Raw genomic sequence first — 23948 nt, 5'->3', positions numbered from 1 at the left:
GCACATCGCGAGTAAATCTATGAAAATCGGCATTATTGGTGCAATGGAAGAAGAAGTTACGCTCCTGCGTGACAAAATTGAGAACCGTCAGACCCTCTCTCTGGGTGGTTGTGAGATCTATACCGGTCAGCTAAACGGTGTTGACGTGGCTCTGCTGAAATCAGGCATCGGTAAAGTCGCTGCGGCGCTGGGTGCCACCCTGCTGCTTGAGCGCTGCAAGCCGGACGTAATCATTAATACCGGCTCTGCGGGCGGCCTGGCGCCGACGCTGAAGGTGGGTGATATCGTTGTTTCCGACGAAGCGCGCTATCACGATGCGGACGTCACCGCGTTCGGTTACGAGTACGGCCAGCTTCCTGGCTGCCCGGCAGGATTTAAGGCTGACGACAAACTGATTGCGGCGGCAGAGACCTGCATTACAGAGCTCAACCTCAACGCGGTACGCGGTCTGATTGTCAGCGGTGATGCGTTCATCAATGGTTCCGTGGGTCTGGCGAAAATCCGTCATAACTTCCCTCAGGCGGTAGCCGTTGAGATGGAAGCGACCGCGATTGCTCACGTTTGCCATAACTTCAGCGTACCGTTTGTGGTGGTTCGCGCCATCTCTGACGTGGCAGACCAGCAGTCCCACATCAGCTTCGACGAGTTCCTGACCGTTGCGGCAAAACAGTCCACCGTGATGGTGGAACGCCTGGTGCAGAATCTGGCACGTGGCTAAACATACCCTCAGGGCGCTTGCCGCCCTGCTTCTTTTCGCACCGCTGTGGCTCTATGCGCTACCGCGCGTAATTACCCTCTCTCCCGCGAATACGGAACTGGCATTTGCCGCCGGGATCACCCCCGTTGGCGTGAGCAGCTTTTCCGATTATCCGCCGCAGGCCGCGGGGATTGAGCAAGTGGCTACCTGGCAGGGGATGAACCTTGAGCGCATCGTGGCGCTTAAACCGGATCTCGTGCTGGCCTGGCGTGGCGGCAACGCCGAGCGGCAGGTCAACCAGCTCACTTCCCTTGGCATAAAGGTGATGTGGATAGATGCCGTCAGCATTGAGCAGGTCGCTCAGGCGCTCCGCGCCCTGGCACCCTATAGCCCTACGCCCAAAAAAGCAGAGGCTGCGGCGAAACAGATGTTGAGCGACTATGCGGCGCTGAAATCCCGATACGATACCCCTGTTAAAAAGCGCATCTTCCTTCAGTTTGGCAGCCAGCCGCTGTTTACCACCGGAAAAGGGTCGATTCAAAACCAGGTGCTGGAAGTCTGTGGCGGTGAAAACATCTTTGCAGCCAGCCGGGTGCCGTGGCCTCAGGTAAGCCGTGAGCAGGTTCTGGCGCGCCAGCCGCAGGCCATCGTCGTGGTCGGAAATGCGAGCGAAATTCCCAAAATTGAGCAATTCTGGCAAAAGCAGCTAAAAATACCGGTAATACCCCTCAACAGCGACTGGTTTGAACGCGCCAGCCCGCGTATTATCCTCGCCGCAAAACAGCTCTGTGCCGCGCTGGCAGAGAGTCACTAACATAAGACCCTTTTCGAGGATTTAACGATGCTCGTTTATTGGCTGGATATTCTTGGCACAGCCGTTTTTGCTATCTCCGGCGTCCTGCTCGCCGGAAAACTACGCATGGATCCGTTTGGCGTGCTGGTGCTGGGCGTCGTGACCGCCGTCGGCGGCGGGACTATCCGCGATATGGCGCTGGCGAATGGGCCGGTGTTTTGGGTGAAAGATCCGACCGATCTGGTGGTCGCAATGGTCACCTGCCTGTTAACCATTGTGCTGGTTCGCCAGCCCCGCCGATTACCAAAATGGATATTACCGGTACTGGATGCCGTCGGTCTGGCCGTGTTTGTCGGTATTGGCGTCAATAAGGCGTTTAATGCGGGCACCGGTCCGATGGTGGCAATCTGCATGGGCGTATTAACCGGCGTGGGCGGCGGCATCATTCGCGACATTCTGGCGCGTGAAGTGCCGATGATCCTGCGTACTGAAATTTACGCGACGGCCTGTATTGCGGGCGGCATTGTTCACGCGACCGCGTACTACACCTTTGCAATTCCGCTGGAAAACGCCGCAATGCTGGGGATGGTCGTGACGCTGGTGATACGTTTAGCGGCGATACGCTGGCACCTGAAGCTGCCGACGTTTGCGCTGGATGATAATGCAAGATAAAAGCAAAACGGTAACCGTCAGGTTACCGTTTTTAGTATTTCTCCCTCTCCCTGTGAGAGAGGGCCGGAGTGAGGGCATCAGCCCGCACTCTCTTAGATACTGAACGAAGATCCACACCCACAGGTGCTTGTCGCATTCGGGTTAGTGACCACAAAGCGCGAACCTTCCAGACCCTCGGTGTAATCCACCGAACCGCCCACCAGATATTGCAGGCTCATCGGGTCAACCACCAGCGCGACGCCCTGTTTCTCGATAGTCATATCGCCATCGTTAACCTGGTCGTCAAAGGTAAAACCATACTGGAAGCCGCTGCAGCCACCACCGGTAATATAAACACGCAGTTTCAGATCCGGATTGTCTTCGTCGGCAATCAGGGTTTTCACTTTGTTGGCTGCTGCTTCGGTAAATTCCAGCGGCACAGCTACGTCATCACTCATCTTATGCTCCCATGAATACTGCTATTGGGTAAAATTCACCCAATTCTTTTCGTCATTATCTAATACCCTGGTAATTCATTCAAGTATTCTGCGCGGCGGCCCGCTCCGCCTCTTGTTTTGCCAGAGTACGCGCAAGGATGGTGGAGTATAGCGGTTTTCCACCCAGGAACTGGGCTAATAGTGTCGCGCCGAGACAGGTAATGATCATTGGCAAAATGAGCTGGTAATTGTCCGTCATCTCCAGCACCAGCACGATCCCGGTCAACGGCGCACGAAGGGACGCGGCCAGCAGCGCCCCCATTCCGGCGACGGCAAACGTCCCGGCGTCAAGATGATAGGCGGGAAACCCCGCTTCAGCCGCCATACCAAACGCGGTGCCGAGCAGCGTACCCAGCGCCAGCATCGGGGCGAAAATCCCTCCCGGCGCGCCCGAGGAGAAGCACAATACCGTGGTAATGACGCGGGAGATAAACATAAACAGCAGCAGACCCACGCTGAAATTCCCCGCCGCCGCAATGGGAATCAGCCCGAACCCGCCGCCTGCGGCATTCGGCTCGATGAACCCAAGCACGCCGCACATGCCGCCCAGCAGGCCGCCCATCAGCACCCATTTCGTCGTGTTGCCGCCGTGAATGCGCTGAAACATATCCTGAGCGCGCAGGATAAAGGTGTTAAACAGCGGCCCCACCACGCCAAAAATCATGCCGAGGATCAGATAAAGCCACAGGGTGTTGACCGGCGCATTGGTCAGTTTCCCCACTTCAATTACCGCCCCTTCGCCATTAAAAAGGCGGAAGACAATGCTCGACATAATGACGCCGGTAAACACCGCTTTAATGGAGATCAGGTTGTAGCGAAACTGCGCGCGCATCTCTTCGATGATGAACAAAATGCCCGCCAGCGGCGCGTTAAACGCCGCCGACAGCCCCGCCGCCGCGCCGGTCGCCAGCAGCGTATGGCGCGCTTCGGCGCTGCGCATCCGAAAGAGATCGCCCACCATGCGACCGACGTTCCCGCCCAGCTGAACCGTGGGTCCTTCCCGTCCGAGTACCATTCCCGCGCCCAGAGTTCCCATGCCGCCGATGAACTTAACCGGAATCACCCGCCACCAGCGCACCGGACGCAGCTCCTCCAGCGCGCCTTCAATTTCCGGGATGCCCGATCCCCCTGCTTCCGGCGCGAATTTACGCACCAGGAAATACCCCACCATGGCAAACAGCGCAGACAGCCCGAATGCCCACACCCAGACCAGCCATTCGCTATTGGCGAAACCGGCCACGGTGCCCACTCGCCAGTTGAGCACGGCATTAACCGCTTTTTCAAACGCCACGCCCACCAGCCCGGCGAGTGTTCCCACCACGGCAGCAGCCAGAAGGATCGCCAGCGGCGTTTTATCGCGGTTAAGCAGCCGCCGAATGCTGATTCGGTGCTGAGCGCGCGTAAACTGTTGTTCTTCAAAAGACGGAGAATCTGATTTCATGTCCTGCACTTATTCGTCATACAAAAGCCGCGTGGATTTTACCAGAGACTGCCCTACCGTCTCCTGAAAATTACTTAACAAATCTTAAAGCATTACCCGGCTAAAAATTTCATAACCATCCCCGAATCACTTAGAATAGTGGGCTTAACCATTTTATACGAACCAGGAACGACGCCATGAGCAAGTCTGAAAACCTCTACAGTGCAGCCCGCGAGCTTATTCCGGGTGGCGTGAACTCACCTGTGCGCGCCTTCACGGGCGTGGGCGGTACGCCGCTGTTTATCGAACGTGCTGACGGCGCGTATCTGTATGATGTCGATGGCAAAGCCTATATCGATTACGTCGGTTCCTGGGGCCCGATGGTGCTGGGTCACAACCACCCGGCTATTCGTAACGCGGTAATTGAAGCCGCCCAGCGCGGCCTGAGCTTCGGCGCGCCAACCGAAATGGAAGTGAAAATGGCGGAGCTGGTGACTGAACTGGTGCCTACCATGGACATGGTGCGTATGGTGAACTCCGGTACCGAAGCCACCATGAGCGCCATCCGCCTGGCGCGCGGTTTTACCGGTCGCGACAAGATTATCAAGTTTGAGGGTTGCTACCACGGTCATGCGGACTGCCTGCTGGTGAAAGCGGGTTCCGGCGCGCTGACGCTCGGCCAGCCGAACTCCCCGGGCGTACCGGCTGACTTCGCGAAGCATACCCTGACCTGCACCTACAACGATCTGGACACCGTTCGCGCGGCGTTCGAGCAGTATCCGCAGGAGATCGCTTGCATCATCGTTGAGCCGGTTGCGGGCAACATGAACTGCATTCCACCGCAGCCTGACTTCCTGCCGGGCCTGCGTGCCCTGTGCGACGAGTTCGGCGCGCTGCTGATCATCGATGAAGTCATGACCGGCTTCCGCGTGGCGCTGGCGGGTGCCCAGTCTTACTACAACGTCGAGCCGGACCTGACCTGCCTCGGCAAAATCATCGGCGGCGGCATGCCGGTCGGCGCATTCGGTGGGCGTAAGGACGTGATGGAAGCTCTGGCGCCAACCGGCCCGGTTTACCAGGCGGGCACGCTCTCCGGTAACCCAATCGCCATGGCGGCGGGCTTTGCCTGCCTGACCGAAGTGGCTCAGCCAGGCATTCACGAAACCCTGACCGACCGTACCACGCAGCTGGCAAACGGCCTGCTGGAAGCGGCAGAAGAGGCCGGCATTCCGCTGGTGGTTAACCACGTAGGCGGGATGTTCGGGATTTTCTTCACCGACGCGAAAACCGTGACCTGCTATCAGGACGTGGTGAAGTGCGATGTTGAACGCTTCAAGCGATTCTTCCATCTGATGCTGGAAGAAGGCGTCTACCTGGCACCGTCCGCATTCGAGGCGGGCTTTATGTCCGTGGCGCACAGCGAAGAAGATATCAATAATACCATTGACGCGGCGCGTAAGGTGTTTGCGAAACTGTAAGATGTGCGGCTTGATGCCCTCACCCCAACCCTCTCCCACGGGGAGAGGGAGCAAACACTAAAACGGCAATCAAAGGATTGCCGTTTACTTTTATTACCTACTCTGCTTTCTCAACAGATAAATAAAGTACGGCGCACCGATAAAGGTCGACAGCAGACCCGCCGGGAACTGATACGGGAACAGCACCATTCTTCCGCACCAGTCCGCAAACACCAGCATCACCCCGCCCGTCAGGGCCGACATAACAATATGCGGCATCGTCCGGCGGAATCCCATCATTCTGGCAATGTGCGGCGCCATTAACCCGACAAAGCTCAGCGGTCCAATCGTCAGGGTTGCCACAGCCGTCAGGCACGCAGCCAGCAGCAGCAAGGCCACACGCGCTGGCGTCAGCGCCATTCCCACCGCGCGCGCGGTTTCGCCGCCGAGCGGCAGAATGGTCATCCAGCGGCGGCACAGCGGCACAAACGCCAGCAGCACGAGCATCACCATCCCGGACCAGATTACCTGGCTGCCGGTGGCGCCGTACGTTGAGCCGGAAATCCAGGTCAGGATCTTCGCCATACGCGGATCGCCGCTCGCCTGCAGCATCATCAGCAGCATCGTGAACGCGGTGCTGAGCGCCATCCCCGCCAGCAGCATGCGGTGCGGTGAAAACCCGCCGCGACCGGCGGCAATCAGGATAATCATCAGCGTAACTGCCGCACCGAGACTGCCGGCAGGCATCAGCCAGCCAAACGCATTCCCCGGCACAAAGAACAGCATCAGCACCACGCCAAAGGCGGCGCCGGAGCTGATCCCAAGCACTTCCGGGCTCGCCATCGGGTTGCCGGTAAGACGCTGAATAATGCACCCCGCTACCGCCAGCATTACCCCTGCGATCAGCGCAGCAAAGATACGCGGCCAGCGCCACTGCAGCAGGTCGTTGAGTAAATCGCCCGTTGCCCAGTGCCAGCCCGAGGCATCGCGTCCGAATGAGAGCGCCGCGAACGAGGCGATAATCAGCACCGCCAGACCGGCAAGGCTAAACCACAGCACCGACTGACGTTCAGCGTAGACTTTGTCGCCAGCGTCCATCGCCGGTGCGCTCATGCTGCGCAGGCGCGGGAGCAGCCACAGCAGCAGCGGCGCCCCGATAAGCGCGGTCACAGAGCCGGTGGACACTTCCCTCCAGACCTGCGCCAGCCAGAGAATAAGCTGATCGGAAAGCCAGAGGATCAGCGCCCCAATCAGCGGCGCCAGCATCAGACGCGCCAGCAGGCGACGCGCGCCGAGCATTTTCGCCAGCAGCGGCGCAAACAGGCCGATAAACCCGATGATGCCGACCGCGTTCACCAGCAGGGCACTCAATACGATCGCCAGCGTCAGCGCCGCCAGGCGAGCCAGCGACAGGGCCAGACCGAGATTGCGCGCCACGCCATCGTCCAGCCCCATGAGCGTCAGAGGGCGCAGGAGCAGCAGCGTCAGCACGACACCGCCAGCCAGCTGCGGCCACAGGCGCAGCACAACGCTCCAGTCGGTCTGGGTGAGCGTGCCGGTACTCCACAGGAACATGCTTTGCAGCCGATCGTGATGGAACAACACCAGCAGCTGGTTAATCGCCCCGCAGTACAGGCTCACCACCAGCCCGGCCAGGATAAGCGTCACGGGAGAAAGGCGTTTGCCCCAGGCCACGCCAAAGACCAGCGCGCCCACCACGCACGCACCCGCGAGTGCCGCAAACTGCGAGGTTAACGCTCCCGGCAGCGTCCACAGGGTGGTGATGGTGATCCCAAGCTGTGCGCCGGTCGCGACGCCGAGCGTGGTTGGCTCTGCCAGCGGGTTACGTAAAACCTGCTGGAACAGCACGCCCACCAGCCCTAAACCGGCACCGACTAACAGGGAGATTGCCAGACGCGGCAGCAGGCTGTAGTGGAACAGCATCTGCTGAATATTGTCGATATCCGGCGAGGCCAGCGCGGCTCCCCATTGCGCGCGAGGTAACGCGGCAGAGAGGTTGAACCCGGTTAACGCCAGCGCGGCAAGAAAAATCAGCATCAGCAGAAGCGCCGGGAAACGGGCGATACGCGTACTCATGCTTTACCTCCCAGAGCGTTATCAAGCACGCGGGCAAAATGCATGGCCGACAGCGTCGCGCCGTAGAACCAGACCGCTGGAGCGCGCTGGAAGCGCTTCTCGCGCACAAACGGCATCGCCTGCCAGAGCGGAGTCGCCATCAGGGTTTGCATGTCGCGTTCGTTGCCGTGGTCGAAACACAGCACGTCCACGTCGCGAAACGCCGCCAGACGGTCGATACCCACGGCGGTACTGCCCCAGAACGTCATCTCCCCTTCCCAGGCATTACGAATGCCGAAGCTGTCCAGCACCTCCTGGAACAGACAGTTTTTACCGAAGACCAGCATATGGCGGGCATCCAGCAGCGTCACCATCAGCAGCGGACGATCGCCCCGGTGAGCAAAGCGCGGCTTCAGGGAGTCGAGCAGGGCATCAAATTCGTCGAGGTGTTTTTTGGCCTCCACCTCGCGGTTGAGGAAATGCGCCATCTCGTTAATCGAATTTTTCGCTACGGCCAGCGGTTTTTTACCGTCGCTGAAAGCGAATCCGCGCCCGGGCGCAATGCGCGCCATGACCTCCTCTGAGGGACCGTAGCCCGCAGACCAGAACAGGAACGAGGGTTTCATCTGGGTGAGCAGCTCAAGGTTTGGCTCCGTTCGCAGGCCGACGTCGATTACCGAGTCCGGCAGCTTCGGCTCGTTCACCCAGAGGTTATAGTTGGGAATGTCCGCGACGCCGTAGGGCGTGACGCCGAGCGCCATCATCAGTTCGACCGGCAGCCATTCCAGGGCCACAATACGGTGCGGATCGACGGTGGCAGCACGCGCCGTATTCATTTTTAACAGCAGCGGTGAAAGGGCCATCGCCGTCAGCAGGCGACGGCGGCTAATGCGTGTGTTATTCAGCATCAGTAGACAAAGCTCACCGGTGCAGCCCCGGCCGGGTGAGGCAGAATACCCATCGGAATACCGTAAATATGTTCCAGCGTTTCGCTGCGCATCAGCTCGGATGGTGTACCCTGCGCAATCATTTCGCCACCGCGCAGCGCAACAAGGTAGTCACAGTAGCGTGCCGCCATGTTGATATCGTGCAGGACCGCAATGACCGTCAGACCACGTTCCTGGCTTAAGCGGTGCACCAGCGCCAGCACGTCGACCTGATGGGCAATATCCAGCGCGGAGGTTGGCTCATCCAGCAGCAGGCAGCGGCTGTCCTGCGCCACCAGCATCGCAATCCACGCGCGCTGGCGTTCGCCGCCGGACAGGCTATCCACCAGACGGTGCGCCAGCGGTTTCAGCCCGACCAGCGCAATCGCCTCTTCCACTTTCTCTCTGTCAGCAACGCCAAAGCGCCCAAGCGCCCCGTGCCAGGGATAACGCCCAATTGCCACCAGCTCACGCACCGTCATCCCTTCCGCCTGCGGCAGCTGCTGCGGCAGATAGGCCACTTTGCGGGCAAACGCTTTGCTGCTCCAGCTCTCCAGCGGCTGGTCATCCAGCAGAATATCGCCTTCAGAAGGCGGCTGATGGCGCCCCAGCATCTTGAGCAGCGTAGATTTACCGGAACCGTTATGACCAATCAGGCCAGTGACTTTACCTGCGGGAAACGTCAAAGAGAACGGATGCAGCAAGGTGCGCCCGGGTACGCGAAAGGAGAGATGGTTAAGCGTAAAGGTGGTGTCGGGTTGCGTTTGATTATCCTGCATATCAGCCAACTTAAATAAAAAGGGCACGGCGAACCGTGCCCGAAGAGAGATTAGAAGCGGAAGGTCGCGGTGGCAACAACCTGACGTTCAGCACCCCAGAAGCAGCCGTAAGTATTAAAGCAGCTGGCAACGTACTCACGATCGAACAGGTTGTTCACGTGTAGCGCGACGTTTGAGCCAGCCATGCCAACGCGTGCCAGATCGTATCTGACCAGCGCATCGACAACGGTGTAGCTGCCTACTTTAAAGGAGTTCGCCGGATCGCCATAGCTTGAACCCGTGTAACGCACGCCGGTACCCAGCGTCAGGCCAGACAGCGCACCGTCAAACAGCGTGTAATCACCCCACAGCGATGCCATGTGTTTTGGAACCTGAGCAGGCGTGTTGCCTTTATAAGTGGTGTCTGTGGTGTATTCGGCATCGGTATAGGTATAAGAACCTACCAGGTTAACGCTCGCAGACAGGGCCGCTTTCGCTTCCACCTCTACGCCACGCGCGCGGATTTCACCGCCCTGTACCGAGAAGAAGGAGCCCGCCGGGTCCGCCATCAGGTTGTTGGTTTTGGTCAACTGGTACAACGCACCGGTGACGACGATCGGACGATCGTTCGGCACGTATTTCACGCCCGCTTCGTACTGTTTGCCTTTAGACGGTGCAAAGACGTTGCCGTTCGCTCCGGTCTGAGAAGCCGGTTCAAACGACTCGCTATAGCTAAAGTACGGGGTTATACCGTTATCAAACAGGTAGTTAACGCCACCGCGCCAGGTGAACTGGGTATCATCACGTTTGGAGGTGGTGTTCGTCACGCGGTTGTAGGATTCCTGATCGGCCCAGTCATAACGACCGCCCAGGGTTACCAGGACTTTGTCCCACTCAATTTGATCCTGAGCGTAAACGCCGGTCTGTTTTTGCTTGTTCAACACCTGATAGGCACCTGACGGTCCAGGATGTGAAGCGAAATCGAAATCGCTACGATCGAGGTTATAGATATCAGATGGCGCAACGGAACCGGCATAGCCGAACCACGAGTCGATGTCATTACGCATGCGCATGAAATCCACCCCAGTCAGCAGAGTATGATCGAGTGAACCTGTCGCGAACTTGCTCTGCAACTGCGTATCAACAGTGAAGTTTTCCAGCTTCTCGTTATCGATCACATACTGGCGAGTCAGCGTATGACCCCACTGCGACTGAGGAACGCTCGCGCAAGGGCTGGATGCCGGATTACTCGAGTAGAGCGGATCGGAACACATGCCGTAGCCGTAGACGCTGTTTTGGGAAGTTTTATTCTGCGCATAGCGCAGGTTCTGACGCACGGTAAAGGTATCATTGAACTCGTGGTCGAAGCTGTATCCCACCATTTTCTGGTTACGGGAATAGGTATTGTTCTTCGCGCCTTCGTTGAAGTTCGTCGGCAGACGATCGCCGTTCGGCAGCGGATCAACCGTTCCCTCTTTTGGCAGCCAGCCGTAGTAGCCCGTTTCAGGTTCGTTCTGGAAATAGGAGAGGAACGTGAAGGTGGTTTTATCATCCGGACGCCAGGAGAACGATGGCGCGATGGCGTAACGCTGCTCGCCCTTACCTTCCTGCTGGGAATTATTAGAACGCGCAACGCCCGTTAAACGGTAAGAGTAAACGCCGTCATCGTCGATTGCATCGCTAAAGTCGAACCCGGTCTGGAACAGGCTGTCCGTGCCGACTTTGAACTGGATCTCTTTCAGGGGCTCGGTTGTTGGGCGCTTACTGACCATGTTCAGCAACCCGCCAGGGCTGCTTTTACCGTACAAAACGGAAACCGGACCGCGCATGATCTCGGCGCGCTCCAGCATATAAGGATCAATCACCGCGTCGTTATAGAAGTTCCCCTGCATTTTCATGCCGTCGAGGTAGTTATTCTGCGTCTGACCATCGGCTGCGAAGCCGCGAATAATCAGATAGTCATAGGTGTTAGACGCACCGCGCGTGCCTACCGCAACGCCCGGCGTATAGCTCAGGGCTTCTTTCACCGAGCGCGGCTGATGCAGCGCCATCTCTTCGGCAGTGACGACAGAAATAGACTGCGGAACCTTTTGAATAGGGGTATCCGTTTTGGTTCCGGTCGCGGATTGCCTTGCGGCGATGGTAGCAGCAGGGCCCCAGGCACTTTCCTGTGCCGCAGGAGCTGCTGTTACCGTAATGGTTTCTTCTTTTTTCGGGGTTTCGGCAGCATGTGCATAAGTTGACATGCCGGCAACCGCTGTGGCGACGACGACCGCGAGTTTACGCAGCGACGTGTTCATTGGCTGAGCAGTATTGGAAAGCGCCATGTTGAATCTCTGATGTGAAAGTGAATGATAACGTAAACGAGAATTATTATTATGAGCGCCAGAATAATATGCGAAACGCTGGTTGCATAGCAAGCAGTAAGCGGCCCTATGAGAATTAAGGGTTTAAGAAATCATCAAGAGAAAACGAAGGGTTAATCAGAGTTAAAACGAGGGTTAACTAAATGAGGTCTACGGGTAAAAAAAGCCCCCTTCCGGGGAAGAGGGCTTTACAAGGTTAGTTACCGCCGAACATGTCTTTAATCCAGCCCGCAACACCGTCGCTGTCTTTCTTCTCATTCTGCTGCTGCGGCTGTTGCTGCTGCGGCTGCTGTGGCTGAGAAGACTGGTCGAACGGGTTACCGGTCGGCTGTTCAGGCTGGCTCTGCTGGCACAGGGAATCCGGGTTGGTTGTCCAGACCGGCAGAGTACGCATTCCGCCGCCGCAGACGAAGTTACCGGAGCTGTCCACGCCCATATCGACGATATCTTCCGGCGCAACCAGATTCAGCGGCACCGGGGACTGATTTGCCAGATAGCGCTGGTAAATCGACATCGCCCCGCTCGCCCCGTACAGCTTGGTCGGCTGGTTGTTATCGCGGCCTACCCAGGTGATCACCACTTCACGGCCATCAATCCCGGCAAACCAGGTATCGACGTTATTGTTGGTGGTCCCGGTCTTACCTGCCAGATGCAGGCCCGGATACTTCGCACCCAGCTGACGCCCGGTACCACGCTGCACCACCTGCTGCATCGTCCACAGCGTCATGTAGGCGGCCTGAGCAGGAACGGCACGCTCCGCCTGCGGGAAGCTCTGATACAGCACGGAGCCATCTTCGGCAATCACCGAACGCAGGGCGGAGAGCGGCGCGCGGTTACCGCCGCTGGCGATGGTCTGGAACGCCTGCGCCACTTCGATTGGCGTCAGGTTAAGCGCGCCCAGGATCATCGCCGGTACCGGGTGAAGCTGATCTTTCGCCACGCCCAGCTTCTGCCAGGTATCGACAATGGCCGGCAGGCCCAGCGACATGCCCAGGTTCACCGTTGGCACGTTCATAGAACGGGTCAACGCATCCACCAGCATCACCTGCCCGCTGAACTGCTTATCGTCGTTCTGCGGTGACCACACCTGGCCGTTAGGCTGGCGCAGGGAGATAGGCGCATCCGCAATCCAGGTATTCAGACGATACTGGTTTGGCTGACTCAGGGCAGTGAGATAGGTTGCTGGTTTTGCCAGAGAGCCGATCGAGCGACGCGCCTGCATGGCACGGTTGTAGCCTGCAAACTGGGGCTCGGCACCGCCCACCATCGCACGAACTTCGCCGGTGTTACGGTCAACCACCACCATCGCGGTTTCCAGATCGGAGAGCTTACGCTGTTTCTTCAGCGCCGGAATGCCTTCTACCGCCGCTTTTTCTGCCGCATCCTGCGCCACGGAGTCAAAGGTGGTGAAGATCTTCACGCCGGAGAGATCTTTGACCTTATCGCCAAGCTTGCTTTGCAGTTCCTGACGCACCAGCTGCATAAACGCAGGCTGAGGCGAGATCACCCCACCGCGCGGCTGAACGCCAAGCGGACGTGCGCTCAGCATGTCGTACAGCTCCTGGTCAATCACCTGCTGTTGTTGCAGCAGACGCAGCACCAGGTTACGACGCTCCAGGGCCAGTTTCGGGTTACGCCACGGGTTATAAATGGACGCCCCTTTCACCATGCCCACCAGCAGCGCCTGCTGATCCAGGCTCAGCTCTTCCACCGGACGGCCAAAGTAGTACAGGCTCGCCAGCGGGAAGCCGCGGATTTCGTTATCGCCGCTCTGACCGAGATACACCTCGTTCATATACAGCTCAAGGATACGATCCTTACTGTAACGCGCGTCCATCAGCACGGCCATATAGGCTTCGTTCGCTTTACGCCAGTAGGAGCGTTCGCTGGAGAGGAACAGGTTCTTCACCAGCTGCTGGGTCAGCGTACTCGCCCCCTGCACGGTCCGACCGGCAGTCAGGTTCGCCAGCACCGCACGACCAATCGAGTAGAGGCTGATGCCATCGTGCTCGTAGAAGTGACGATCTTCGGTCGCCAGCAGCGTATCGACCAGCAGATCCGGGAAGCCGTTACGCGCCACGAACAGGCGCTGCTCGCCGTTTGCCGACGAAAGCATGGTGATCAGACGCGGATCGAGACGGAAGAAACCGAACTGGCGGTTGTTATCCATGTTCTCGATGGTATCCAGACGATCGCCGTCAAAGGTCAGACGCGCGCGCACCTGCCCTTCTTTGCTGTCCGGGAAATCAAACGGGCGACGGATCATCTCAATGCTGTTGGACTGCACGGTAAATTCGCCAGGCCTCGTCATTTTTGACACCTGACGATACTGGGTGGCTTCCAGCAGTTTTACCATCTCGTTCTTAGTGATGGACATATCTGGCTCAAGGTTCACCATACGGCCATACACTGCCGCAGGTAGCTGCCAGACTTTACCGTCGATACGGCTGCGGATCTTCTGATCCAAATACACGCCGTAAATTGCCATCAGCACGACAAAAACAATAAACAGCTTCAGCAGCAGCCAGAACCAGCCGCGCTTGCCCCGAGGCTTACGCCCTTTGCCTTTCCCTTTACGCGGCATCGGTTCTTCATCCTCATCATCGTCTTCATAGTCATCGTCATAGTCCTCATCTCTGAGGCGACGACGGCTTACTTTTTCTTTCGCCGGACGCGTTGGTTTTCCCTTACGTCCTATTGGCTCGCGGTCATTCCCCGCCATGCTTTTTCTCCGCAACTTTCAGGCGCAAAGGCCAGATTTTCTTTTCTTTCACAGGCCTGTGAAAGAAGAAATCTCTCAAAATTAGTTCTCCCTCTCCCTGTGGGAGAGGGCCGGGGTGAGGGCATCAGGCCGCACATCCCTTTCACGAATATTTCTTCGTTCGCCGCGTCGGCGCCGTATTCGCCGGATCGTCCGGCCAGACGTGTTTGGGGTATCGCCCCTTCATCTCTTTCTGCACGTCACGGTAGCTCCCCGCCCAGAACGCCCCTAAATCTCGGGTGATCTGCAAGGGGCGATGCGCAGGCGACAGCAGTTCAAGCACCAACGGCACGCGCCCTTCCGCAATGGACGGCGTGGTGGCTTCACCAAACATCTCCTGCATCCGAACCGCCAGCGCCGGCGGATTATCCTCATGATAACGGATACTAATCCGGCTTCCGGTCGGCACAGTGTAATGCCCTGGCAGTTCACTATCCAGACGTTGACGTAATGACCAGTCCAGTAAATTCTGTAACGCGGTCTTAACATCAAGCGCCTTAAGGGCTCGCAGAGAGTGTACGCCGCTCATTTGCGGCAGTAGCCAGCGCTCAAGCGTAGCCAGCAGCGTCTCGTCATCCACCGCAGGCCAACTATATTCCGGTAGCCACTTCGCGGCGCAGTGCAGACGAATGCGGTACTGATCCGCTTCCGGCGTCCAGTTCAGGGCACTCAACCCTTTTTCCCGAATGCCGTTCAGCATCGCCTGATGCAGCTCTTCTTCCGACGGCTTCGCCAGCGGCTTCGTTCCAAGCGTCAGCTTTCCAATCTGGCTGCGACGAAACGCCTTAAGCGTGCCCTGGGCGTCATCCCACTCCACGGTATCAGATTGCTGAAGCAGCTGCGGACAGGTAAGCGTCAGAGCGTCAATATCTACGGCTATCGCCTGCAGGATACGCGCATCCGGAGAATGGCTGCCCTGCAGCAGGAGCGGCGCAATCAGCCACTCGTGACGCGTCAGGGCGTCATCGCTGTCCAGCATCGCACCCATGCCGTTTGCCAGCTGGTAGCGACCGTCCAGCCCGCGCCGACGCGCAATCCTGTCCGGGAAGGCCTGGGCCAGCAGGAAGGCAATCTTATCGCTGTCAGGCACTCCTCCCCCGCTATTCAGGCGTTTGCACAACTGCTGCGCCCGCTGCTGCCAGTTTCCCTGATTGCGCGAAAAAGCCTGCCCCAGATCGCTGTTGCCTCCACGCGGCGGCTCCTCAAGAATAGCCGCCAGTTTTGCCGCCGTGGCAATTTCATCTTCCCCTTGCGCAGCCACCAGCATCGCAGCCAGACGCGGATCGTTGCCCAGCGCCGCCATTTTCTGGCCGCGTACCGTCAGACGCTCGCCTTCCAGCGCGCCAAGCTGCGTCAGCAACGTGCGCGCAGCGGCGAGGTTAACGACAGGGGGAGAATCAAGCCAGGTAAGCTGTCCAGGATCCGGACAGCCCCACTGCAGCAGATCCATCACCAGACCCGACAAATCACTTTGTAAAATTTCTGGCGTGCTTTGCTGCGCCGCGCGTTCAGCCTGTTCCGCGCTGGTCAAATGCAGGCAGATACCCGGCTCAAGACGCCCCGCACGGCCCGCGCGCTGCACCATCGACGCCTGGCTGATGCGCTGCGTCAGGAGTTTAGTCAGCCCGGTACGCGGGTCAAAGCTTGCTACCCGCTCCTGCGCGCTATCCACCACCAGGCGAATACCTTCAATGGTCAAACTGGTTTCAGCAATGTTGGTTGCCAGCACCACCTTGCGCTGCCCAACCGGAGCTGGAAGGATAGCTTTACGCTGATCCTGCAGCGACAGCGCGCCGTAAAGCGGGCAAAGCAGCACATCGCCGCCTACGCGGGTAGAAAGCTGCTGCTGCACGCGCTGGATCTCACCGACACCCGGCAAAAACAATAGCAGCGAGCCGGGTTCCTGACGCAGCAGTTCTGCGGTTGCGATGGCGACCGCTTCGTCAAAACGCTGATGGGTCGGAAGCGGTTGATAGCGGCGTTCAACGGGATACGCCCGCCCTTCAGAGCTGATAACAGGCGCATCGGGTAGCGCCTGCCGTAGCCGCTCATTGTCCAGCGTGGCCGACATTATCAAAAGCCGGAGATCGTCGCGCAGCCCCTGCTGAACGTCCAGCAACAGCGCGAGGGCCAGATCCGCCTGCAGGCTGCGCTCGTGGAATTCATCCAGGATCACCAGCCCAATGCCGTTCAGCTCCGGATCGTTTTGCAGCATACGGGTAAGAATGCCCTCGGTGACCACTTCAAGACGCGTGGTCGGGCCAACGCAGGTCTCGGCACGCATCCTGTAACCTACCGTTTCGCCCGGTTTTTCATTCAGCAGCTCCGCCAGGCGCTGCGCCACGTTGCGCGCGGCCAGCCTGCGCGGCTCCAGCAGGATAATTTTCCCGCTGATGTTCCCGTCTTTCAGAATCTGCAGCGGCAGCCAGGTGGACTTACCCGCCCCCGTCGGGGCATTCAGCAAAACCTGCGGGGAGTGGCGTAAGGCAGCGAGAAGGTCAGGAAGAACGGCGGCGACCGGCAATGAGGACACTAACAGCTCCAGAGGGTTAACATTAGTCGGCGTACATTGTAGCATCGGCGCATATCATTACCGAGTCCTCCGTATGCCTGAGTCGAAACGGCTGTTTTTTGCCATTGAATTGCCCACCACGATACAGCGTCAAATTGTTCGCTGGCGTGCCGACAACTTCGCGCCGGAAGCAGGCCGTCCTGTTGCGGCGGCTAACCTGCACCTGACGCTGGCCTTTTTGGGCGACGTCAGCGCCGAAAAACAGCGGGCATTAGCCGCAATGGCCGGGCGTATTGCCCAGCCGGAATTTACGCTGCAACTTGACGACGCGGGTCAGTGGCTGCGTTCGCGCGTGGTCTGGCTGGGAACGCGCCAGCCGCCGCGCGGATTATTGCAGCTAGCGAACATACTGCGCGCGCAGGCGGCGCGCAGCGGCTGTTATCAGAGCCCACAGCCGTTTCATCCACATATCACGCTGCTGCGCGATGCCGGTCAGGCCGTTGCCATCCCGCCGCCGGGTTTTCACTGGGCGTTTCCGGTCAACACATTCGCGCTTTATGAATCCGTCTTTGCACAGGGACGCACCCGTTATACGCCGCTACAGCGCTGGACGCTGGGCAACACCGAAAGGAATTCTGATGAAGTTTAGTCCTCCTCTGCAGCACGCCACGTTAATCCAACGCTACAAACGCTTCCTCGCCGACGTGATTACCCCCGAAGGGGTTCAGCTCACCCTGCACTGCCCCAATACCGGAGCCATGACGGGATGTGCGACGCCGGGTGACAGGGTCTGGTATTCCACATCAGAAAATAGTAAACGGAAATATGCCCATACCTGGGAAATGACCGAAACCCAAAACGGGGCATTTATTTGCGTTAATACCCAGCGCGCCAATCAGCTGGTTAAGGAAGCGCTGACCCTTGGCACAATTCCCGAACTGCTGGGATATGGCACGCATAAAAGTGAAGTGAAATATGGCGATGAGGGCAGCAGAATTGACTTCATGTTACAGGCGGAAGACAGGCCGGAGTGCTATATTGAAGTGAAATCAGTGACGTTAGCGGAACAGGAAAATGGCTACTTCCCGGATGCGGTAACGCTACGTGGCCAGAAGCATCTGCGAGAGCTAATGAGTGTTGCGGCGGCGGGCAAACGCGCCGTATTGCTGTTTGCGGTGTTGCATTCAGCCATTGAACGTTTCTCCCCTGCCCGCCATATTGACCCTAAATACGCGCAATTGTTGAATGAGGCACAAAAGCAGGGGGTAGAGGTTTTCGCTTATAAAGCGGAACTTTCTGCCGATAATATGACTCTGAGATCCTCTCTTCCCATTGTCTTATAAGGGATTAGACGATTGACGAATAAGTGTTCTGGCCGCGTGCGCAAATACGCTTTTCCTCACAGGCTTGTCAAGTGTTACGTTTAGATAATTGCCATACGGAAAAGCATCTGCTATTTATAGCGACCTGATTTTTCCCCCAACACGGGGATCGATAGTGCGTGTTAAGGAGAAGCAACATGCAAGAAGGGCAAAACCGTAAAACATCGTCCCTGAGTATTCTCGCCATCGCTGGGGTGGAGCCGTATCAAGAGAAGCCGGGCGAAGAGTATATGAACGAAGCCCAGCTGTCGCACTTCAAGCGTATTCTTGAAGCATGGCGTAATCAACTCAGGGATGAAGTCGATCGCACCGTTACTCATATGCAGGATGAAGCTGCCAACTTCCCGGATCCGGTAGACCGTGCCGCTCAGGAAGAAGAGTTCAGCCTCGAACTGCGTAACCGTGACCGCGAACGCAAACTGATCAAAAAGATCGAGAAAACGCTGAAAAAAGTCGAAGACGAAGATTTTGGCTACTGCGAATCCTGCGGTGTTGAAATCGGTATTCGTCGCCTGGAAGCGCGTCCAACCGCCGATCTGTGCATCGACTGTAAAACGCTGGCCGAAATCCGCGAAAAACAGATGGCCGGTTAACACCAGCGCTGTTTACACACTCCAAAGGCGGGAGTCTCTCCCGCCTTGTTACTGTTGATATGTCTGAATCACACTATATTGGGCGCTTCGCGCCATCTCCTTCCGGTGAATTACACTTCGGCTCATTAATTGCCGCGCTCGGCAGCTACCTGCAGGCTCGCGCCCGCCTGGGAAAATGGCTTGTCCGCATTGAAGATATTGACCCTCCGCGTGAAGTTCCCGGTGCAGCAGAGACCATTCTGCGTCAGCTGGAACATTACGGTCTTCACTGGGATGACGAGGTGCTCTGGCAGTCAAAACGTCACGATGCTTATCGGGAACGTCTGGCCTGGCTTCGCGATCGGGGGCTTGCCTATAACTGCACCTGCACCCGCGCCCGTATCCAGAGCGTAGGAGGGGTTTATGATGGTCACTGTCGTACGCTCAACCTTCCCCCGGAAAATGCCGCCGTGCGCATCAAGCAGCGCTCCCCGGTGACGCGCTTTAACGATCTCCTCTCCGGTGAGATTCATGCCGATGAACGTCTGGCGCGTGAGGATTTTATTATTCACCGTCGTGACGGCCTTTTCGCCTACAACCTGGCCGTGGTCGTCGACGATCGTTTTCAGGGCGTGACGGAGATTGTGCGCGGGGCGGATCTGGTCGAGCCGACCGTGCGACAAATATCGCTGTATCACCAGTTTGGCTGGACGGCCCCGGATTACATTCATCTGCCGCTGGCGGTTAATCCGCAGGGCTTAAAATTGTCAAAGCAGAACCACGCCCCGGCCCTGCCAGAGGGCGATCCGCGTCCTGTTTTGATCGACGCGCTGCGGTTTCTCAACCAGAATGTAACCAACGAATGGCAGGATCTGCGTATTGACGAACTGCTGAAAATGGCCGTTGCCAACTGGACGCTCGCGGCAGTGCCAAAAATCCAGCATTCTCAAATGCGTTGCGCTGAGCTATGATTAGCCGCTTTTTTCATAACAAAACACACTACGAGGTGTACCATTTTTACCCGAGTCGCTAATTTTTGCCGTAAAGTGCTAAGCCGCGAAGAGAGCATGGCGAACGATGCTATTGCACAGCCACACATGTCGGTTATCCCGCGTGAGCAGCACACAATTTCCCGCAAAGATATCAGTGAAAATGCCCTCAAGGTGCTCTATCGTCTGAATAAAGCGGGCTACGAGGCCTATCTCGTAGGCGGTGGAGTGCGTGATTTACTGCTGGGCAAAAAACCGAAAGATTTCGACGTGACGACCAGCGCCACGCCTGAGCAGGTGCGCAAACTATTCCGTAACTGCCGTCTCGTTGGCCGCCGTTTCCGTCTGGCTCACGTGATGTTTGGGCCAGAAATTATCGAAGTGGCGACCTTCCGCGGACACCACGAAGCGGGCGCGTCCGATCGCACGACGTCACAGCGCGGCCAGAACGGTATGCTGCTGCGTGACAATATCTTCGGATCCATCGAAGAAGATGCCCAGCGTCGCGACTTCACCATCAATAGCCTTTATTACAGCGTGGCGGATTTCACCGTGCGCGATTACGTCGGCGGCATGCAGGACCTGAAAGAAGGTCTGATCCGTCTGATCGGCACGCCGGAAACGCGCTATCGTGAAGATCCCGTGCGTATGCTGCGCGCCGTGCGTTTCGCCGCCAAGCTGAACATGCGCATCAGCCCGGAAACGGCAGAGCCTATTCCGCGTCTGGCGACGCTGATTAACGACGTGCCCCCTGCCCGCCTGTTCGAAGAGGCCCTGAAGCTGCTGCAGGCCGGCCACGGCTTTGAAACCTACAATCTGCTGCGCGAATACAACCTGTTCCAGCCGCTGTTCCCGACCATTACCCGCTACTTCACCGAAAACGGTGACAGCCCAATGGAGCGGATGATTGCGCAGGTGCTGAAAAATACCGATACCCGCATTCGCAACGACATGCGCGTGAACCCGGCGTTCCTGTTTGCCGCGATGTTCTGGTATCCGCTGCTGGAAACGGCCCAGCGCATTACCCAGGAGAGCGGACTCGCCTATTACGATGCGTTCGCGTTGGCCGCCAACGACGTGCTGGACGAAGGCTGCCGCACGCTCGCCATTCCGAAACGGATTACCACTCTGGTGCGCGACATCTGGCAGCTTCAGCTGCGCATGTCCCGTCGTCAGGGCAAACGCGCCTGGAAGCTGATGGAGCATCCTAAATTCCGCGCGGCCTTCGATCTCCTGTCGCTGCGCGCGGAAATTGAACGCAACCAGGAGCTGCAGCGTCTGGCGCAGTGGTGGGCTGAATTCCAGGTCTCCGCCCCGCCAGAGCAGAAAGATATGTTGACCGGGCTGGATGAAGAGCCGGAACCGCGTCGCCGTCATCGTCGCCCGCGCAAACGCGCGCCGCGTCGTGAAGGAACAGCATGACCCTCGCGTATATCGCCATCGGCAGCAATTTAGCCTCTCCGCTGGAGCAGGTGAATGCTGCCGTACAGGCGCTGGGTGAGATCCCGCAAAGCAAGATTGTGGCTGTCTCCTCGTTCTACCGCACTCCGCCGCTGGGTCCGCAGGATCAGCCTGATTATCTGAACGCCGCCGTGATCCTTGAGACTGAACTGAGCCCAGAAGAGCTGCTGGACAACACCCAGCGCATCGAACTGCAGCAGGGCCGCGTTCGCAAAGCCGAGCGCTGGGGACCGCGCACGCTGGACCTCGACATTATGCTGTTTGGTCACGAGACCATTAACACTGAACGTCTCACCGTTCCGCATTACGACATGAAAAATCGCGGGTTTATGCTCTGGCCGCTGTTTGAAGTCGCCCCCGATCTTATCTTCCCGGATGGCACCCCACTTAAGTCCATTCTGGACTGCCTCAATGCGGAAAGACCCGCTCGCTGGTGATCGGGTTCCCCTGCTGATTAGCCTCAAAGTAATTGTGGCTAATCGATTACCTAAAATCATTGTTCCCTCGAATGTTACTGTTAGAATGCGCAAAGATTCGCTTTGGGCTATCAGGAAACAGTATGAAACCAACCACCATCTCCTTACTGCAGAAATGCAAACAGGAAAAAAAACGCTTCGCCACCATCACCGCGTATGACTACAGCTTCGCCAAACTGTTTGCCGAAGAGGGGATCAACGTCATGCTGGTCGGAGATTCGTTAGGGATGACGGTACAAGGACATGATTCCACCCTGCCGGTGACGGTTGAGGATATCGCTTACCATACCCGCGCCGTGCGCCGTGGCGCCCCAGCCTGCCTGCTGCTTTCCGATCTGCCGTTTATGGCCTACGCCACGCCGGAGCAGGCATTTGAAAACGCGGCAGCGGTGATGCGTGCGGGCGCTAATATGGTCAAAGTTGAAGGCGGCGCATGGCTGGTGGATACGGTGAAGATGCTCACCGAGCGTGCCGTGCCGGTGTGCGGCCATTTGGGTTTGACGCCGCAATCCGTCAACATCTTTGGTGGATATAAAGTGCAGGGCCGTGGTGATGCAGCCCAGACGCTGCTGGATGATGCCCTGGCGCTGGAAGCCGCAGGTGCCCAACTGCTGGTGCTGGAGTGCGTGCCGGTTGAGCTGGCGAAGCGCATTACTGAAGCTCTGTCGATTCCGGTGATTGGTATTGGTGCGGGCAACGTGACTGACGGTCAGATTCTGGTGATGCACGACGCCTTTGGCATCACTGGCGGACATATTCCAAAATTTGCCAAAAATTTCCTCACCGAAGCGGGCGACATGCGCGCTGCGGTCAGGCAGTATATTGCCGACGTTGAATCCGGTGTTTACCCGGGTGAAGAACACAGTTTCCATTAAGGAGTCTCGTTGTGCTAATCATTGAAACCCTGCCGCTGCTTCGCCAGCATATCCGTCGTGCGCGTCAGGAAGGTAAACGTATCGCACTGGTCCCGACCATGGGCAACCTGCATGACGGCCATATGAAGCTGGTTGACGAAGCAAGAGCCCGTGCAGATATCGTGGTGGTCAGTATCTTCGTTAACCCAATGCAGTTTGACCGCGCCGACGATCTGGCACGCTATCCGCGCACCCTGCAGGAAGATTGCGAGAAGCTCAAAAAACGCCATGCGGATATCGTCTTCTCACCTGCACCGGCGGATGTTTACCCGCAGGGTACTGAAGAGGCAACCTACGTTGACGTCCCGGGCATTTCCACAATGCTCGAAGGCGCGAGCCGCCCGGGTCATTTCCGCGGCGTTTCCACTATCGTCAGCAAGCTGTTCAACCTTGTGCAGCCGGACGTTGCCTGCTTCGGTGAGAAAGATTTCCAACAGCTGGCGCTGATCCGCAAGATGGTTGCGGATATGGGTTACGATATCGAGATTGTCGGCGTACCGATTGTACGCGCCAAAGACGGTCTGGCGCTCAGCTCGCGAAATGGCTACCTGACCGCCGACCAGCGTAAAATCGCGCCGGGCTTAAGCAAGGTCATGAATACCATGGCAGAACAGCTTCTGGCGAAAGAGTTAACTGCCGAAGAGATTATTGCTCTGGCTGAACAGGCGCTGAACGATAAAGGCTTCCGCGCTGATGATATTCAAATTCGCGATGCCGACACGCTTCTGGAGCTTACACAGACCAGCAAACGTGCGGTCATTCTGGTGGCGGCATGGCTTGGTCAGGCCCGCCTAATCGACAACAAAGTGGTTGAACTGGCGTAGGTTTCTCTACCCGGAAGATGAAAGGTAAACGTAATGATTCGCAAAATGCTGCAAGGTAAGCTTCACCGTGTGAAAGTCACCCAGGCCGACCTGCACTATGAAGGCTCCTGCGCCATCGACCAGGATTTCCTTGATGCCGCGGGCATCCTTGAAAACGAAGCGATTGATATCTGGAACGTTAACAACGGCAAACGTTTCTCAACCTATGCCATCGCCGCCGAGCGCGGGTCTAAAATCATCTCCGTTAACGGCGCGGCAGCGCACTGCGCGGACGTGGGCGATATTGTGATTATCGCCAGCTTCGTGATGATGTCTGATGAAGAGGCACGCCGCTGGCAGCCGAAAGTCGCCTATTTTGAAGGCGACAACGACATGAAACGTACCGCGAAGGCGATTCCGGTTCAGGTTGCTTAAGC

The 23948-nt window shown here is 57.7% G+C and carries 21 protein-coding genes; 13 read left to right on the top strand and 8 right to left on the bottom strand.

The window, feature by feature from the left end; genetic code table 11:
• The first annotated feature begins 19 nt into the window (after positions 1-19).
• Genes mtnN through UR504_RS15610 form a run of 3 tightly spaced genes read left to right on the top strand, consistent with a single transcriptional unit; the run spans position 20 to position 2162 of the window.
• Positions 20-718, top strand: coding sequence for a 5'-methylthioadenosine/S-adenosylhomocysteine nucleosidase (gene mtnN, locus UR504_RS15620; RefSeq protein ID WP_111963998.1), 699 nt, complete (start codon positions 20-22; stop codon positions 716-718).
• Positions 711-1511, top strand: coding sequence for a vitamin B12 ABC transporter substrate-binding protein BtuF (btuF, locus tag UR504_RS15615; protein WP_133293812.1), 801 nt, complete (start codon positions 711-713; stop codon positions 1509-1511). The genes mtnN and btuF overlap by 8 nt, the downstream gene beginning before the upstream one ends.
• 27 nt (positions 1512-1538) lie before the next feature.
• Entirely contained in the window at positions 1539-2162 is a 624-nt protein-coding gene (locus UR504_RS15610) for a TRIC cation channel family protein (protein ID WP_115876409.1), read from the top strand.
• A 92-nt stretch (positions 2163-2254) separates the two neighbouring features.
• On the opposite strand, the gene erpA is transcribed toward UR504_RS15610, so the two are convergent.
• Complete coding sequence (gene erpA / locus UR504_RS15605) at positions 2255-2599, bottom strand: iron-sulfur cluster insertion protein ErpA (protein ID WP_008501923.1); 345 nt, start codon at positions 2597-2599, stop codon at positions 2255-2257.
• Positions 2600-2678: 79 nt separating this feature from the next.
• On the bottom strand, positions 2679-4079 hold the full coding sequence (gene clcA, locus UR504_RS15600) for a H(+)/Cl(-) exchange transporter ClcA (protein ID WP_302235837.1): 1401 nt from the start codon (positions 4077-4079) through the stop codon (positions 2679-2681).
• 176 nt (positions 4080-4255) lie between these two features.
• On the opposite strand from clcA, the gene hemL reads away from it, so the two are divergent.
• A complete protein-coding gene (gene hemL, locus UR504_RS15595) occupies positions 4256-5536 on the top strand; it encodes a glutamate-1-semialdehyde 2,1-aminomutase (protein WP_248175390.1) in 1281 nt (426 codons plus the stop codon).
• 93 nt (positions 5537-5629) lie between these two features.
• Here hemL and fhuB read toward each other — a convergent pair whose 3' ends face one another.
• The 6 genes from fhuB to hrpB form a co-directional block, all read right to left on the bottom strand.
• Complete coding sequence (gene fhuB, locus UR504_RS15590; protein WP_302235834.1) at positions 5630-7612, bottom strand: Fe(3+)-hydroxamate ABC transporter permease FhuB; 1983 nt, start codon at positions 7610-7612, stop codon at positions 5630-5632.
• Positions 7609-8499 carry a Fe(3+)-hydroxamate ABC transporter substrate-binding protein FhuD gene (gene fhuD, locus UR504_RS15585; protein WP_127729652.1) on the bottom strand — a complete coding sequence of 297 codons (891 nt, stop codon included), beginning with the start codon at positions 8497-8499 and terminating at the stop codon, positions 7609-7611. Before fhuD ends, fhuB begins: the two co-directional genes overlap by 4 nt.
• The gene (gene fhuC / locus UR504_RS15580) at positions 8499-9296 is read right to left on the bottom strand and encodes a Fe3+-hydroxamate ABC transporter ATP-binding protein FhuC (RefSeq protein WP_133293806.1); all 798 of its coding nucleotides are present in this window, start codon (positions 9294-9296) and stop codon (positions 8499-8501) included. Before fhuC ends, fhuD begins: the two co-directional genes overlap by 1 nt.
• Positions 9297-9346: 50 nt before the next feature.
• Positions 9347-11602 carry a ferrichrome porin FhuA gene (gene fhuA, locus UR504_RS15575; protein ID WP_302235830.1) on the bottom strand — a complete coding sequence of 752 codons (2256 nt, stop codon included), beginning with the start codon at positions 11600-11602 and terminating at the stop codon, positions 9347-9349.
• 235 nt (positions 11603-11837) lie between these two features.
• On the bottom strand, positions 11838-14363 hold the full coding sequence (mrcB, locus tag UR504_RS15570) for a bifunctional glycosyl transferase/transpeptidase (protein WP_104949358.1): 2526 nt from the start codon (positions 14361-14363) through the stop codon (positions 11838-11840).
• A gap of 142 nt (positions 14364-14505) precedes the next feature.
• Positions 14506-16935, bottom strand: coding sequence for an ATP-dependent helicase HrpB (gene hrpB, locus UR504_RS15565; RefSeq protein ID WP_302235828.1), 2430 nt, complete (start codon positions 16933-16935; stop codon positions 14506-14508).
• Between the two features lie 73 nt (positions 16936-17008).
• Between hrpB and thpR the strand changes: the two genes are divergently transcribed.
• The 9 genes from thpR to panD all read left to right on the top strand — a co-directional run bounded on the left by thpR (position 17009) and on the right by panD (position 23946).
• Positions 17009-17563: an RNA 2',3'-cyclic phosphodiesterase gene (gene thpR / locus UR504_RS15560; protein ID WP_320739874.1), complete on the top strand. Its 555-nt coding sequence runs from the start codon at positions 17009-17011 to the stop codon at positions 17561-17563.
• Positions 17553-18257, top strand: coding sequence for a DNA/RNA nuclease SfsA (sfsA, locus tag UR504_RS15555; RefSeq protein WP_320739872.1), 705 nt, complete (start codon positions 17553-17555; stop codon positions 18255-18257). The genes thpR and sfsA overlap by 11 nt, the downstream gene beginning before the upstream one ends.
• 176 nt (positions 18258-18433) lie before the next feature.
• Complete coding sequence (gene dksA, locus UR504_RS15550) at positions 18434-18889, top strand: RNA polymerase-binding protein DksA (protein WP_001155232.1); 456 nt, start codon at positions 18434-18436, stop codon at positions 18887-18889.
• 59 nt (positions 18890-18948) lie between these two features.
• Positions 18949-19839 carry a tRNA glutamyl-Q(34) synthetase GluQRS gene (gene gluQRS, locus UR504_RS15545; protein WP_302235825.1) on the top strand — a complete coding sequence of 297 codons (891 nt, stop codon included), beginning with the start codon at positions 18949-18951 and terminating at the stop codon, positions 19837-19839.
• Positions 19840-19881: 42 nt separating this feature from the next.
• Positions 19882-21279 (top strand): polynucleotide adenylyltransferase PcnB, encoded by a 1398-nt coding sequence (pcnB, locus tag UR504_RS15540; RefSeq protein WP_072254544.1) that lies wholly within the window; start codon positions 19882-19884, stop codon positions 21277-21279.
• Entirely contained in the window at positions 21276-21755 is a 480-nt protein-coding gene (gene folK / locus UR504_RS15535; RefSeq protein ID WP_302235823.1) for a 2-amino-4-hydroxy-6-hydroxymethyldihydropteridine diphosphokinase, read from the top strand. Before pcnB ends, folK begins: the two co-directional genes overlap by 4 nt.
• A gap of 122 nt (positions 21756-21877) precedes the next feature.
• Positions 21878-22669, top strand: coding sequence for a 3-methyl-2-oxobutanoate hydroxymethyltransferase (gene panB, locus UR504_RS15530; RefSeq protein ID WP_045401071.1), 792 nt, complete (start codon positions 21878-21880; stop codon positions 22667-22669).
• A gap of 11 nt (positions 22670-22680) precedes the next feature.
• Positions 22681-23532: a pantoate--beta-alanine ligase gene (gene panC, locus UR504_RS15525; protein ID WP_111964013.1), complete on the top strand. Its 852-nt coding sequence runs from the start codon at positions 22681-22683 to the stop codon at positions 23530-23532.
• Positions 23533-23565: 33 nt separating this feature from the next.
• Positions 23566-23946 (top strand): aspartate 1-decarboxylase, encoded by a 381-nt coding sequence (gene panD / locus UR504_RS15520; protein ID WP_006810068.1) that lies wholly within the window; start codon positions 23566-23568, stop codon positions 23944-23946.
• Positions 23947-23948 lie beyond the last annotated feature (2 nt).

Origin of the sequence: Enterobacter sp. 241F3 (assembly GCF_034106785.1) — a bacterium.
Taxonomy (GTDB): Bacteria; Pseudomonadota; Gammaproteobacteria; order Enterobacterales; family Enterobacteriaceae; genus Enterobacter; species Enterobacter vonholyi.
The sequence above is the reverse complement of the archived record's forward strand: the minus strand, read 5'-3'. Positions and strand labels throughout refer to the sequence as shown.

Bases quoted from the DNA above. Each gene is read 5' to 3' on its own strand.
- mtnN (WP_111963998.1), top strand. From the start codon at position 20: ATGAAAATCGGCATTATTGGTGCAATGGAAGAAGAAGTTACGCTCCTG.
- UR504_RS15610 (WP_115876409.1), top strand. From the start codon at position 1,539: ATGCTCGTTTATTGGCTGGATATTCTTGGCACAGCCGTTTTTGCTATC.
- erpA (WP_008501923.1), bottom strand. From the start codon at position 2,599: ATGAGTGATGACGTAGCTGTGCCGCTGGAATTTACCGAAGCAGCAGCC.
- clcA (WP_302235837.1), bottom strand. From the start codon at position 4,079: ATGAAATCAGATTCTCCGTCTTTTGAAGAACAACAGTTTACGCGCGCT.
- hemL (WP_248175390.1), top strand. From the start codon at position 4,256: ATGAGCAAGTCTGAAAACCTCTACAGTGCAGCCCGCGAGCTTATTCCG.
- fhuB (WP_302235834.1), bottom strand. From the start codon at position 7,612: ATGAGTACGCGTATCGCCCGTTTCCCGGCGCTTCTGCTGATGCTGATT.
- fhuD (WP_127729652.1), bottom strand. From the start codon at position 8,499: ATGCTGAATAACACACGCATTAGCCGCCGTCGCCTGCTGACGGCGATG.
- fhuC (WP_133293806.1), bottom strand. From the start codon at position 9,296: ATGCAGGATAATCAAACGCAACCCGACACCACCTTTACGCTTAACCAT.
- fhuA (WP_302235830.1), bottom strand. From the start codon at position 11,602: ATGGCGCTTTCCAATACTGCTCAGCCAATGAACACGTCGCTGCGTAAA.
- mrcB (WP_104949358.1), bottom strand. From the start codon at position 14,363: ATGGCGGGGAATGACCGCGAGCCAATAGGACGTAAGGGAAAACCAACG.
- thpR (WP_320739874.1), top strand. From the start codon at position 17,009: ATGCCTGAGTCGAAACGGCTGTTTTTTGCCATTGAATTGCCCACCACG.
- sfsA (WP_320739872.1), top strand. From the start codon at position 17,553: ATGAAGTTTAGTCCTCCTCTGCAGCACGCCACGTTAATCCAACGCTAC.
- dksA (WP_001155232.1), top strand. From the start codon at position 18,434: ATGCAAGAAGGGCAAAACCGTAAAACATCGTCCCTGAGTATTCTCGCC.
- gluQRS (WP_302235825.1), top strand. From the start codon at position 18,949: ATGTCTGAATCACACTATATTGGGCGCTTCGCGCCATCTCCTTCCGGT.
- folK (WP_302235823.1), top strand. From the start codon at position 21,276: ATGACCCTCGCGTATATCGCCATCGGCAGCAATTTAGCCTCTCCGCTG.
- panB (WP_045401071.1), top strand. From the start codon at position 21,878: ATGAAACCAACCACCATCTCCTTACTGCAGAAATGCAAACAGGAAAAA.
- panD (WP_006810068.1), top strand. From the start codon at position 23,566: ATGATTCGCAAAATGCTGCAAGGTAAGCTTCACCGTGTGAAAGTCACC.